We start from the raw sequence: 12,287 nt of genomic DNA on the forward strand, positions 1-12,287 counted from the left end.
TCTATTCTCACAATAAGAGGTAAATGGTGCAAGAGTTACAAGATATTTATAGGTTACAGGCTTTTGTGACGGTTGTGCAAGAAGGCTCACTTTCTCTTGCGGTAAATAAATTGCATATCACACAACCTGCGCTATCGGCTCGATTAAAACTTTTAGAAGAAAGTTTAGGGTGTTCTTTGTTAAAACGGACTGCCCGAGGAGTCCGCCTGACAACTATGGGCAAATTGGTTTACAGTATCTCTGTTGATATTTTGAAACGCATGCAGCAACTGCAAACAACTGTTAGAAATCACTTAGAACTCAGAGAAGGTTTTGTGCATTTGGGTGGAGGAGCAACCGCTGTTGCAGGGGTTTTTCCTGATGCAATTTCAGAATTTAGAAAGAAATATCCGCAAATTCAATTTACATTGCATGAAAAAGATTCTTCAACGGTGATAGAGTCTCTTCATGATGGTTCTGTTGATATTGGCTTAATTACAAGAAATCCTTTTGTTCCGCCAAGTGAAGATCCGATTGTTGGTTTAAAGATCCATTCAGAAATTTTAGACAATTTAGAAGTGATTGCAGCTCCAGAAAATCCCTTAGTCCAAATGTCTGCATCCTTAGAAAAACAGGGAAAATCTTTGTTGCCAATTCACATTAACAGACAACCTATGATTTTATTTGAAAATGGAAGTGCAATTCATGATATTATTGAAATGGAGTTTCGTAAACTCGGAATTCGATTTAGAACCGTCATGACGTTAAGATCTGCGCAGAGTATGATAAAAATGGTAGAAAAAAATATTGGTCTTAGTATTGTAAGTGCTCACTCTTTGCGGAATGAAAAAAATATTCATGTGCTTAAAGTACAAGGATTAAAAATGCAGCGATCAATACTCATTTGTTCAGCAATTGAGCGGGACTTAACCCCTGCTGCCGCTGAGTTTATTAACGTTTTACAAAAAATTTATAATTAATTTTTTATTTGGTTTAAAATTATGCCATCACCATTTCAAAATAGTATGTTCCATTACATTCTTGCTCTAAAAGAAAATTTTACGTCTTCGCCCATTGCCATTATGGGAGGCATGAGTGGATCACGTTTTTTTGGAACAGAAGATATAAACGATGTGCCAATCGTTGTATTTGACTTTGAAACAACTGGTCTTGATGTTAGAACGTCAAGAATTATAGAAATTGGGGCAATTAAATATAAAAATAGAAAAGAAATCAGCCGATTTTCGTATCTTATAAATCCTGGCATGAGCATTTCGCCTGAAATTACTTCCATTACAGGAATAGACAACACGATGTTAGCCAATCAACCCGATTTGCAAACAGTGCTCCCATTGTTTCATGATTTTTTGCGGGGCTGTGTTGGACTTGCGCATAATGCCGAATTTGATATTGGCATGATGTATTATGAGTCTGAGAGATTAGGTATTTCTTGTGATTACACTGTTTTTTGTTCATTAAAAATGGCAAGAGCATTAGTCAAAATTGAAAGGCGAAACCTTGACGCCCTGGCAGAACATTATGGGTTAAGCTTTGAATCAAGGCACCGTTCTATTGGAGACATCTTAGTGACAGCAGGTGTTTTTTGGCGGATGTTAGATGAAAATTCTGTGTTAAAAACTATATCCGATTTGTCACCTTATAGAGAAGAGATGCCCAGTTAATTCTGACTAAGGAATTTGGTGGAGTGATCAAAAAAACTTATTTTCTTTTTTTTTCTTTTTTTCTTTTAGCTATTAATTATTTATTATTATATCGTTTTTTAGGAGAGCAATTAGCTTGGCTCAGTTTTCCATTGACATATTTATTATTGCAATGGATAAATTTATCCGTATTAAAAAGTTATTATGTTTTTAAAAAATTTTCTCCTAGTCGTCTTAATTTAAATTTAAAAATTTCTAAATCTTCTCATGATTTAAAATATTATTTTAATATTTTAAAATTTAAAATTTATGTATTAGTTTTTTCTTTTTTAGGAATAATATATTTTTTTATGCAACAAGATTTTAAAGATAGTTATTCATTAATTCTTCATGCTATAAAATTTTCAAAACCTGTATTACATGTTGAGTATCCCTATTTTTTAGGGATACCATCTGATGATTTTTATTTTAATTCAAATACAGAAGTTACGGTTGATACAGCATCGTATTTAGAACTACGGATTGAAAATTTTAAAAAAAATGATGAATGGACGATTGAATTTTTTGATTTATCGAAGAATAATATTAATCCAAAATCTTTATATTATTCTACTAAATTAGGAAACTGGTCGTCATCTGTTGACTCATTATACCATGTATTAATCAACGATAATTTAGAACTTGCAAAAAATTTTGAAAAACTAACAAATTCAAACTTAGAATCAAAACATGTTAAAATGGAGTTAACTAAAAAAAATAAAAAATACTCCATTAATATTAAAATAAATCCTTTAAATAATCCTCTTATTAAATTAGAGCCTGTACTCAGTCAGCGTAAAGACACAGATAACATTGGAAAAATTGATTTTTTAATTGAAGCTGTTTCTCAAATTCCGCTAAGTGGTGTAGAGCTCTCTGTAAGAACTAAGTCTGGTTATAATTTTAAAAAAATTATTGCAGAGTTTGCAAACTCATCAGAGTTTCGTTTTAAGTCAGATAATGTAGAGTTAATAACATTAGGCATTCCTTTTTTAGCAGATGATATTTTGTATGTTAAAGCTGTTGCTAAAACAGTTTTGAATGAGCATTTTGGTGAATCTCAAGAAATAAGTTTTCCAGTGCAATCTCCAACAGATATTATAAAAGATCTTATTAAAAATTTAACTCTTGCAAAACAAGAGTTAAATCTATTAAGTTCTGAAAACTCAATTGCAAAGCAAAAGTCAATTGTAAAATTAATGGAAGCGGCACAACAGGCAAGCAGACTAAGTCGTTCAGGAGTAGTCAGAAAAAATATAATAGAGGCTATAAACTATGCTGAGCAAATTAAATTTAAAAAAGATCAATTTTTTAATGGCACTCAAGCAAAAATTCAATCTACCTTAAATTTACTGTTACGACAAAAGAAATCGAGTGAAACAAACAATTTTTTTGCTAAACTTCTTAAATTAAAAAATGAAATTTTTACTAAAAGTCATGAAGGGCAAGAATTCAAGGAATTAGAGTCTGACGCAACAGAGCTCAAGGAGCTCGCATTGCAATTAAAAAATCAGATTAAAGACGATTTACAAAAATCGATAAACAGTCTTTCTGATCAGGAAGAAAAATCAATTAAAAGTTTAATTAAAAAAGATGAAACAACAGATAAACTCCAAAAAACTATAAAAAATCTCCAACAACATAAAATCCTTGATGCACAGCAAAGCATTCAAAGCGCACTTGAGCATTCTACAGCATATTTAGCTAATGCTTTACAGTTGTTACAACAAGCCAGACAACGCGCTATTATGGATGCACGAACCAAATTACAAAAGTCCGATCAGTATTTAGAGGAGACTAAGTCACAGTTGCCTTCGCAAAAAATATTATCTCATTTATTAAATTCTAAGGATTTACTTAAGAAAATTGCACCTCTTGGCAAAGAGTTTAATGAAGCATTGAACGAAGCACAAGAACACTTAAAGTCAACATTTGTCTTAGCGCAACAACGTAAAAATTTTGAACGTTTGCGTGAAACAAGAATGACTCAAGAAGCGATTGAGAAAGCATTATTATCCTTGCAAGATGAAGAAGAAAATGAGAAAGAAATGCAAAAGGAACGGGATGCGAGGACTTACAGATCGGCCATGGATATTCTTGCGGCACAAGGCACCTTAGATGCGAGTTGGCGTAAAAAAATTTTAGAAGAAATATCAAAGCTTAAAAGTCAAGGAGAAACCGCGGAGTCTCCAATGATCCGTTATTTAGAAAGTAGGTTACGTTAATGATGCGAACATTCTATGGACGTCATAATCAAAAAATTCGTGGAGTTACTTTTCATCATCGAAGCTTAAAAAGGTCATCCAGATTAAAATCTAAGTTAAATGACTTTTTTGAATATCATTCTCTTTATTCTGAAATAGAAAGCGAAACACCCACTCCTTTATCACAAAATGAGATTCGCTACTTTCTTTGCGATCAAGGGCGTAATGAGATTCATACACATGTTGCAATATGTGTAGAATTTATTTCAAAATGGTCAGGTATTTTAAAAATTATTGAGCGGTGCTTTTCGCAAAATATAACAAATGAAACTATGCTTGAAAGTTCTTTAGCGTTTGTCGATGAAAACGAAATAGCATGCAGTACTGAATTGGAGATTTTTTTATCTGCAAAAAGAGTTTTAAGCTTGTGGCAACATCGATTGCGAATTTTTGAAATGATAACAGAAGCGCAAGGAAGTTTAAGAAATTTACCAAATTATACGCTCAATCGTTTAAAGACTTATCGTTAGGCCTCCAGTATAAGATTGATCGTAAAGTGGTGCGCCAGAAGCTGTTTTTATATTTGATGGCGAAATTCGATAATTTATTTTAAATTTTAAATATCGAGATAACCTTATTGAAAGAGCAGCACCAGCATCCCAGGAAAGATTTTCTTGGTTAGTCGTTTCGACGCCAAAAAAATCTTTGTACCGTGTTTGACTGTTCATCACTCCGCCATAAATAGATGGTGATAGATAATACCCAAATAAGCCAATACTAATATTTCCATATGTACTTGTGGTTAAATATTCTTGGGTGAGATCTCCAGTTGGAAGAGTTATGCCTCTGCTAGTTAAATAGGTTTTGTATTCATCAGTATAAATATATTTTGATGTTGAAAAAGATTCTCCAATATTAATTTCAAAAAAACTACTTAAAGGAATACCAAGTTCTATACCGTAAGAGGTTTTTGTGTATTTGTAGTTTGTTGTAAAGCTAGATTGAAAACTACCATTAAAAGTAATATCAAAAAAATTTCCGCTTGCAAATGCAAATTCATGAATACATAAAAGTGATAATAATATTATTTTTTTAAAATTATTAAAGAAAAAATTGAGCATCTTTTCGGTTACCAAAGTTAATTTTTGTTTACTTTTATATAATCGGTATAATAATATTAATTATAAGGCATAATTTTCATTGTGTTTTTGTTGTTGGCAGATATTTATCTAAGATTTGTTTGTGTCAGTGCAAGAGCTGTTTGGCGGTTTGTATTTTCTACGAGTTTTGGAATCTCATCGGTGATGTCTGGAGTAGGGAGCCATGCCGTATTTTCTTCCATTTTGTAATTTGGGTTCCCAGTGTAATATTCTACTATATTTTTAATAACAACTTCAGTTTGTTTAGGACCAACAGGAAATACCATCACATTAATTCTATTTCTAAAAAGTCTCCCATCAATAAAAAATTTATCCCAGTCTGTTTGGAGATTAAAGTTTTTGCGATCCATCGATGAAATAATATAGGTCTGCGAAATGATTCGGGACATAATGCCAAAAACCATTGCAGGATGAATAGAAGTCCTCCAGGTGTTGCCATCGACAGGTGTGAGGCCTATTGCATTTGGGAGCTCAATGAGGCCCTTTGAAGGAAATCTTTGAGATAAAATTCTTTTATTTTGAGATCTTAGGGTGTTTTGTGATAGTCTATTTGCGTTATTTTCCTTATCTGCTTCTGCGTATTCATGATGCGAAAAAAGGTTGTCAAAAAAACTTGCAGAATTTTTTTGCTCCTGATTTTCGCTATTTTTTTTTGCATTTATGGGTATAATTGTTGAGCATCCCATGAATAATCCAGATAAAAAAAGCCAAATAATTTTTTTTAGCTTCATGTAAAAACCTCATTTTAAAGGCTAAGATAATTTTATTATCTTATAGATTTCATTTTGTTCTATGACTATTAATTGCATCCGGCAAACTCACAATAAGAAACAAATTTCCTATTGAATATCTAAAAAAAATGGATTTTTGCTACATAATTGAGAATTTCTCTTCGTAAATTGATTTGCTCATCAATGTTTTATGTGGTAAGTAGCCCATTGCTTTTTTCGTGTTCTGAATAATTTACGAAAGGTATCATCTATGGCGAGCTCGACTTTTTGGGGACGAAGATCTATATCGATTCGAATAGCTTCGATTTGGTCTATATGGGTCGTATTTTCAGTTTTTATGAGTTATGCTCATGCCACAGAAAGTAATGCTTCCAAAAATAAGCAAGGTTTTGATAATGCAGAAAATAGTATTCTGCAAAATATAAAAAAATCAGGAATATTAAAGGTTTGCTCAGAGTCAGGGTATTTGCCTCTTGAAATGAAAACAGCTTCTGGGAAGTGGATTGGTTTTGATCCTGAAATGATGGAAGCATTTGCAAAATCTCAGGGGCTAAAGCTGAGTATGTTGGACACCAAGTGGGACGGAATTATTCCTTCTCTTTTAACTGGTAAGTGCGATATGATTGCGTCATCCATGGCACGAACCAAAGAACGCGAAAAAGCGGTGACTTTTACTGATTCCTACTATGAAAATAAGTTCTTAATTGCTATAAAAGAGACTCAAGAAAATCGTAAAAATTATAATGTCTTACAGGATTTCAACAATCCTGATGCGAAGATTGCGGTAAAAACAGGTTCTGCTCCCGATCTTTTTTTACAAGATACTAAACTGTTTCATAAAGCGCAGATTATGAGATTTGACGCTGATGCTGATGTGGTAAATGCCGTGCTCGGTGGTCGTGCTACAGCTTTTATTTACGACACTCCTTATGTTAAGTTAGCAGCTTTCAATAATCCTGGTAAACTTTTTGTTCTCCCCGACGGATTTAATGGAGATCATTTTAGTGTCGCTGTTCGAAAAAAAGATCAAGAATTAGCCAGCGTTTTCAATTCTTTTCTAGCTGACTGGAAAAAAGCTGGAGGCTATGATAAGGCCATCAAGTATTATTTTGAAGGTCGGGACTGGCTTGCTCTTCTTGATAAGTAAACACACGGAGTTTTTTTAATTTTCTTTTCATTTTTTAATCCTATGCTTGGAACTAAGAAACGCGATGCCTGATAAAAAATTACCTCTTTATTATTCTTTTCTATCTTTTTTTGCAATTTCTATTATACTTGCAATTATTATTCGTAGTTTTTACCAACTTGATTATAGTTGGGATTTTTCAGTATTGAGTCCTTATATTTGGCTTCCAAGTGAAGAAGGAGGCGGTCCTGGTTTATTTTTAAAAGGTCTCTGGATTACTTTAAAAATGAGTATAGAAAGTATAATATTTGGGTCAATTCTCGGTGTTATATTTGGTATGCTTCTCACATCAAAAGAAAAAATTTCAAAATTTGCTGCTTTATTTTATGTCGATATTTTTAGAAATACTCCAGTTCTTGTTCAGCTTTATGTTGCATACTTTATAGTTGGAACTGCTTTTAATTTGTCTGGTCCGTGCAGCGGGTGTTTTAACCATGAGTTTGTTTTGCTCTGCATATGTTGCAGAGATTTTTAGAGGAACCATGGCAAACTTTGAAAGAGGTCAAATTGATGCGGCAAAGGCTCTGGGCTTAAGCCCATTTCAAATTGCAAGAAAAGTGATTGCCCCCCAAGCATTGCGCAATATGTTACCTCCATTAATTGGTCAATTTGTCTCATTGATTAAAGATAGCTCCTTGCTTTCTGTCGTTGCTATTCCTGAGCTTACTAAAGAAGCACAAAATGCTGTTACTGTGACTTTCCGCAGTTTTGAAACTTGGTTTTTTATTGCACTTTTGTATTTTGTTGTTAATACCTTGGTTAGTTCTTTGGGCCGTTATCTAGAAAAACGGTTAAGTATTAGTTTAAAACATTAATTTGGAACTCAATAATTATGTCTTTGGAAACTGTGGTTAGTCTTAAAAATGTAAACAAGATTTTTTATTCAAAAGATCGTGAGCATCATGTATTAAAGGGCATTAATTTTGAGGTGAAGCAAGGAGAAGTTGTTGCACTAATTGGTCCTTCAGGCAGTGGAAAAAGTACGTGTTTGCGTACAATCAATGCGCTAGAAACAATATCATCGGGAGATGTTGAGGTTTGCGGTATTAACTATCGGACATCAAAAGAATCCTTGCATATGATTCGACGCAATACAGGGATGATTTTTCAAAAGTTTGAACTTTTCCCACACATGACTGCTCTTGAAAACGTCGCATTGGGACCTCAATTGGTTTTAGGCAAATCGAAAAGTGAATCCACGCAAATTGCAGCAGATCTGCTTAAAAGGGTGGGGCTTGCAAGCCATTCAGAAAAGTTTCCTAGAGGTCTTTCTGGTGGTCAACAGCAGCGCGTGGCCATTGCCCGTGCCCTTGCAATAAACCCAAAGGTTTTATTGTGTGATGAACCAACAAGTGCCCTTGATCCCGAATTGGTTGATGAGGTTGTTGATATTTTAGTTGATATTGCAAGAACAGGCATGACGATGATTATTGTAACCCATGAACTTTATTTTGCGCAAAAGGTATCCCACAGAACGATGTTTTTAGAAGGTGGTGTTATTGTTGAGCAAGGCAGCACAAAAGAGTTATTTACAAATCCTAAAACAGAACGGCTCCAGACTTTTCTAAAACGCATTACGCACCAATCTTAGTTAGGCAAAAAATTTTTCTTTCAAGATAATGACATCGTTAATTTAAATAGTCTTTTTAAATTAACAGGTTGGTTTTATAAAATAATTTAAGAAAAAGTATTGATTTTGACTGAGTAGTTAAATTCCTGTACTTCTCTATTAGACAATCAATAATTGGAGGAGTCAGTGAGCAAATATTTTATTTGTTATTTATTTTTGTTATTTCATTTCAGCGTATTTTCGCTAAAAAATGAAGAATTTCTAATACCACAGTATGAAAAAGAAAAAGATTTTTATGTCGTTTGTTATTATTATGACACTGACAAAGGACTTAATAATAAAAATCCACAACTTATGTTACCGAGTAAATGGATTTTTTCTTTGGGTGTGAGAAAAAATTATTATTGGGCTATTAATGACAATACATTTTATAGCCGTTACACTAAGTTAACAGGCGATGTGCAAGATGGATTTTTTATTGAAAAAAAATTAACCTATAATGATGTTGAGCGCCGTTGTCAGCTTGCGATTGAACGAGGATCTTCTTTAAGTATAACAAAACCTACTTATAAATTGTATGATTTTAAAGCATCTTCGGGAAATTTGAATGGTTATGAATATCCAATACAATTTTCATATCAAACCAAAAGTCATTCAAAAATTAAAAAAATTGTTCTCTTTGGTGATAGTTTATCTGATACTGGTAATTTAAAAAGATGGACCAAGGTGTTTCCTTATTACCCATTTTTTTATGGGAGATTTTCTGACGGTTTAATTTGGGTCGATTTTCTTTCACACTTAACTCATATTCCAATATTAAATTTTTCATTTGGTGGTGCTAAAACAGAAGGTGTGAATGATGATTACATTAAAGAATTACCGAAAAGCTATGTCATTACGTCCGGCAGAAATTTAGTAACAGGTAGTTCAAAATTGTATGTGGAAAAATATTTAAACTCGTATTTAACCAACAATAATTATTTAACAAAAAATCAGTTTATCACATCTCCAGAAGAGGTTTTATATATTTTTTGGGTAGGTGCGAATGATTTTATGGAAAAATTTGAAAAGTACGCTCGTGGAGAGAAATTTTTTGAAAACCCTGATGATCATGGTCGTGCAAACTTTGTAGCGTACCGAGCTGCCCAAAATATAATTGAACAAGCGGAAATGGTTATAAAAAAAGGCGGAAAAAATTTTGTTATTTTCAATCTTCCTGATTTAGGAAAAAGTCCTGTTGTTTTAACAGGTAATTATAAGAATAATACCACTGATATTAATGATAGAATTGAATTTTCAATAAAATTAACAGACGTAACAAAGAGATTTAATAATTACTTAAGATTACAAATTTCTAAGCTTCAAGAAAAATATTCCAATTCTATTTTTGTGAAAGAAATTGATATGTATTCTAATTTTGAAAAAATTATGAATAATTATGATGTTTATTCGGATGATATTTTTGATTATGGTTTTGATTCACTCAATTCGAATATTCCAATTCCAGGGTTGCAAAATAAATATGTACAAGTTCACTGTTATAATCAAGGCTATACTCATCTTTTATTTTCTGATTCTGGAGGAGATATAGTAAAAAAATTTTGGAAGTATAATAAATGTGTTAATGCTCATGGAAGTAAAGATAAAGTCGCAATATTTTGGAATTCTCCACATCCAACTTCTTATACTCACTGTTGGATTGCGCATTCTTTACAAAAAAAATTACTTGAATTTGATTTACTAGCAGTTAAAGCAATAGATATGGATAAGCATAAAAGCTATTGTTTGGAAAATTATTTAAATTAATGCGCTAATAATAATAAGTTAATATAAAATTTATAGTTTTCTAAATTTTTCTCATCAAAAGTTGCTTTGGAAAAATCAAAAATTGCTTTTACAGTGCCTTCTACTGTATGAAATGTGTACAACCCAAAATTTGGATCAAATAAAATAAATTTATCTTTAATATGTGGAGTTATTATTAAACAAATTTGATGACCAATAGGTGAATTTTTACAGTCAATTCCAATACTAAAGCAGAGAGATGAATTGATATAATTGTTTGTGCATTCAAAAATTTTATTTTTAAAATCAAAAGTATTATAAAGTACAAAACTTGCAGAATAATGCCAATTTAAATTATTTTTCAAAATAAAAACCTTATGTATAATTTCAATTGGACTTTTGTTTTTTGAGCTATATTTGTTAACAAAATAATTGTTTATTGGATCTTTTTTATTAATTAATGCTTCAATTTCTTGTTTTATCTTTTTATCTTGTAAATTAAATTCATTTTCATTGATGCAATGTTGGGCACGTAATATCTTGACATGTGTATGTTCTTGTAATTTTTTATTTAATAATTCTTGATGAGTAAAAAAATTTGGATTTAGTTTTTGGTAAAAGTCATTGAAAGCAAAATCTTGAAATCCCATCCAAAAATAAATTTCTGGCATTATCTTTTTTAATGCTTCTTTATTTTTGAATACTTTTTCGGAAGATAAGTAAAAATATCTGACTCCAAATTTAATATTTTTTTCATATAATGATAATAAATACAAAACCAGTGCAAGACAAGCTCCTTCTGAAATAACAGAAACATGAGATAATTTTCCATTGGTATAAAAAGGCCCCTGATTTTTGTATTTTTTTTCATATTTTAATAAATTAATATTTGATAATTGATTAAAATAAAATTTTCTTTGATTTATATAGAATAATTCGTGCATTATTAGCCTCTTTAATCAGAAATATTATATAACTGATTTAAATTGCTTATTTATAATTGGTATTATTTGCAATTGTTTTTTTATGATTAAAAGAATGTATTAAATAATTTTTTTGATTATTTTTGTGGTGGAACTTTAGAAGTAGGTGGTGGTGTAGCCCTTGCAGGGGGCGCAGGATTGGGTTTTATACCTCCTAATGGTTTGTGAGGATTTTGGTGGACAAAATTATAAAGTAACGCACCCAGAGTGGCGCCAAGAAGTGGGGCTACCCAAAATAGCCATAGCTGTTCCAATGCCCAATCACCGACAAATAATGCAGGCCCTGTGCTGCGAGCAGGGTTGACCGAAGTGTTTGTTACGGGAATGGAAATAAGATGAATTAGGGTTAGGCACAAACCAATTGTAATTGGCGCTAACGCTGCGGGGGCTTTAGAGTCTGTCACACTTAAAATCACAAATAAAAATATTGCAGTCATGACAATTTCGCACACAAAGCCAGAAATTGGTGAAAACCCACCAGGAGAGTGCTCGCCATAGCCGTTGCTTGCAAAACCGCCTATTGTTGTAAAATCTGCTTTGCCGGTAAAAATAAAATAAAGAATTGCGCTTGCAACAATTGCGCCAAAAACTTGTGCAATTAAGTAGCTTGGAAATTCTATCCATTTTATTCTGCCAGAAATTGCCAATCCTAATGACACCGCAGGGTTTAAATGGCAACCCGAAATTGAGCCAATTGAATAAGCCATTGTTACAATTGTTAACCCAAAAGCGATTGATACACCTGTAAAACCGATTCCAAGACCCGGATAAGCGGCCGCTAAAACGGCGCTACCACAGCCTCCAAGAACCAGCCAAAAAGTCCCTATAAATTCTGCAATCATCTTTCTAAAATTTAACATGATATTCATATTCATCCTGGAGATTCCTTGAAGAGGTCTTTAAGTTTTACCCAGTATCAACAAAAAAATTTGCTATTATGAAAAATTTTAAGGAATTTAATTGTAATATTCAAGAAACATTCAAAAATC

Annotated in this window: 12 protein-coding genes and 1 pseudogene; 9 read left to right on the plus strand and 4 right to left on the minus strand. The window is 32.2% G+C overall.

The genetic code is table 11. The features are described from left to right. Positions 1-23: 23 nt before the first annotated feature. Genes Spiro2_RS05380 through Spiro2_RS05395 form a run of 4 tightly spaced genes read left to right on the plus strand, consistent with a single transcriptional unit; the run spans position 24 to position 4,413 of the window. Positions 24-959, plus strand: coding sequence for a LysR family transcriptional regulator (locus Spiro2_RS05380; RefSeq protein WP_338637553.1), 936 nt, complete (start codon positions 24-26; stop codon positions 957-959). A 21-nt stretch (positions 960-980) separates the two neighbouring features. Further along, a complete protein-coding gene (locus tag Spiro2_RS05385) occupies positions 981-1,661 on the plus strand; it encodes a 3'-5' exonuclease (RefSeq protein ID WP_338637555.1) in 681 nt (226 codons plus the stop codon). Positions 1,662-1,684: 23 nt separating this feature from the next. Continuing rightward, positions 1,685-3,904 carry a hypothetical protein gene (locus Spiro2_RS05390; RefSeq protein WP_338637556.1) on the plus strand — a complete coding sequence of 740 codons (2,220 nt, stop codon included), beginning with the start codon at positions 1,685-1,687 and terminating at the stop codon, positions 3,902-3,904. Beyond that, positions 3,904-4,413 carry a hypothetical protein gene (locus tag Spiro2_RS05395; RefSeq protein ID WP_338637557.1) on the plus strand — a complete coding sequence of 170 codons (510 nt, stop codon included), beginning with the start codon at positions 3,904-3,906 and terminating at the stop codon, positions 4,411-4,413. Before Spiro2_RS05390 ends, Spiro2_RS05395 begins: the two co-directional genes overlap by 1 nt. Here the strand turns inward: Spiro2_RS05395 and Spiro2_RS05400 are convergent. Further along, a complete protein-coding gene (locus Spiro2_RS05400; protein WP_338637558.1) occupies positions 4,396-5,004 on the minus strand; it encodes a hypothetical protein in 609 nt (202 codons plus the stop codon). The genes Spiro2_RS05395 and Spiro2_RS05400 overlap by 18 nt on opposite strands. Before the next feature lie 104 nt (positions 5,005-5,108). After that, positions 5,109-5,774 (minus strand): hypothetical protein, encoded by a 666-nt coding sequence (locus Spiro2_RS05405; RefSeq protein ID WP_338637559.1) that lies wholly within the window; start codon positions 5,772-5,774, stop codon positions 5,109-5,111. 337 nt (positions 5,775-6,111) lie between these two features. Between Spiro2_RS05405 and Spiro2_RS05410 the strand changes: the two genes are divergently transcribed. From Spiro2_RS05410 to Spiro2_RS05430, 5 genes are all read left to right on the plus strand, one after another. Beyond that, on the plus strand, positions 6,112-6,921 hold the full coding sequence (locus Spiro2_RS05410) for a transporter substrate-binding domain-containing protein (protein ID WP_338637561.1): 810 nt from the start codon (positions 6,112-6,114) through the stop codon (positions 6,919-6,921). Positions 6,922-6,985: 64 nt separating this feature from the next. Continuing rightward, entirely contained in the window at positions 6,986-7,435 is a 450-nt protein-coding gene (locus Spiro2_RS05415) for an ABC transporter permease subunit (RefSeq protein WP_338637562.1), read from the plus strand. After that, the gene (locus Spiro2_RS05420; RefSeq protein ID WP_338637563.1) at positions 7,395-7,775 is read left to right on the plus strand and encodes an amino acid ABC transporter permease; all 381 of its coding nucleotides are present in this window, start codon (positions 7,395-7,397) and stop codon (positions 7,773-7,775) included. The genes Spiro2_RS05415 and Spiro2_RS05420 overlap by 41 nt, the downstream gene beginning before the upstream one ends. A gap of 23 nt (positions 7,776-7,798) precedes the next feature. Next, on the plus strand, positions 7,799-8,551 hold the full coding sequence (locus Spiro2_RS05425; RefSeq protein WP_422398029.1) for an amino acid ABC transporter ATP-binding protein: 753 nt from the start codon (positions 7,799-7,801) through the stop codon (positions 8,549-8,551). Between the two features lie 165 nt (positions 8,552-8,716). Continuing rightward, positions 8,717-10,336: an SGNH/GDSL hydrolase family protein gene (locus Spiro2_RS05430; protein WP_338637567.1), complete on the plus strand. Its 1,620-nt coding sequence runs from the start codon at positions 8,717-8,719 to the stop codon at positions 10,334-10,336. On the opposite strand, the gene Spiro2_RS05435 is transcribed toward Spiro2_RS05430, so the two are convergent. Then, on the minus strand, positions 10,333-11,259 hold the full coding sequence (locus tag Spiro2_RS05435; protein ID WP_338637568.1) for a hypothetical protein: 927 nt from the start codon (positions 11,257-11,259) through the stop codon (positions 10,333-10,335). The two genes, Spiro2_RS05430 and Spiro2_RS05435, sit on opposite strands and share 4 nt — an antisense overlap. Before the next feature lie 218 nt (positions 11,260-11,477). Further along, positions 11,478-12,158: pseudogene (gene aqpZ, locus Spiro2_RS05440) on the minus strand (aquaporin Z); the annotation flags it as partial. Positions 12,159-12,287: the final 129 nt, after the last annotated feature.

It is taken from the genome of Spirobacillus cienkowskii, assembly GCF_037081835.1.
In the GTDB taxonomy this organism is placed as follows: domain Bacteria; phylum Bdellovibrionota_B; class Oligoflexia; order Silvanigrellales; family Silvanigrellaceae; genus Silvanigrella; species Silvanigrella cienkowskii.

Coding starts and splice junctions, on each gene's coding strand:
- Spiro2_RS05380 (WP_338637553.1), top strand. CDS start 24: ATGGTGCAAGAGTTACAAGATATTTATAGGTTACAGGCTTTTGTGACG.
- Spiro2_RS05385 (WP_338637555.1), top strand. CDS start 981: ATGCCATCACCATTTCAAAATAGTATGTTCCATTACATTCTTGCTCTA.
- Spiro2_RS05395 (WP_338637557.1), top strand. CDS start 3,904: ATGATGCGAACATTCTATGGACGTCATAATCAAAAAATTCGTGGAGTT.
- Spiro2_RS05400 (WP_338637558.1), bottom strand. CDS start 5,004: ATGCTCAATTTTTTCTTTAATAATTTTAAAAAAATAATATTATTATCA.
- Spiro2_RS05405 (WP_338637559.1), bottom strand. CDS start 5,774: ATGAAGCTAAAAAAAATTATTTGGCTTTTTTTATCTGGATTATTCATG.
- Spiro2_RS05410 (WP_338637561.1), top strand. CDS start 6,112: ATGAGTTATGCTCATGCCACAGAAAGTAATGCTTCCAAAAATAAGCAA.
- Spiro2_RS05415 (WP_338637562.1), top strand. CDS start 6,986: ATGCCTGATAAAAAATTACCTCTTTATTATTCTTTTCTATCTTTTTTT.
- Spiro2_RS05420 (WP_338637563.1), top strand. CDS start 7,395: ATGAGTTTGTTTTGCTCTGCATATGTTGCAGAGATTTTTAGAGGAACC.
- Spiro2_RS05435 (WP_338637568.1), bottom strand. CDS start 11,259: ATGCACGAATTATTCTATATAAATCAAAGAAAATTTTATTTTAATCAA.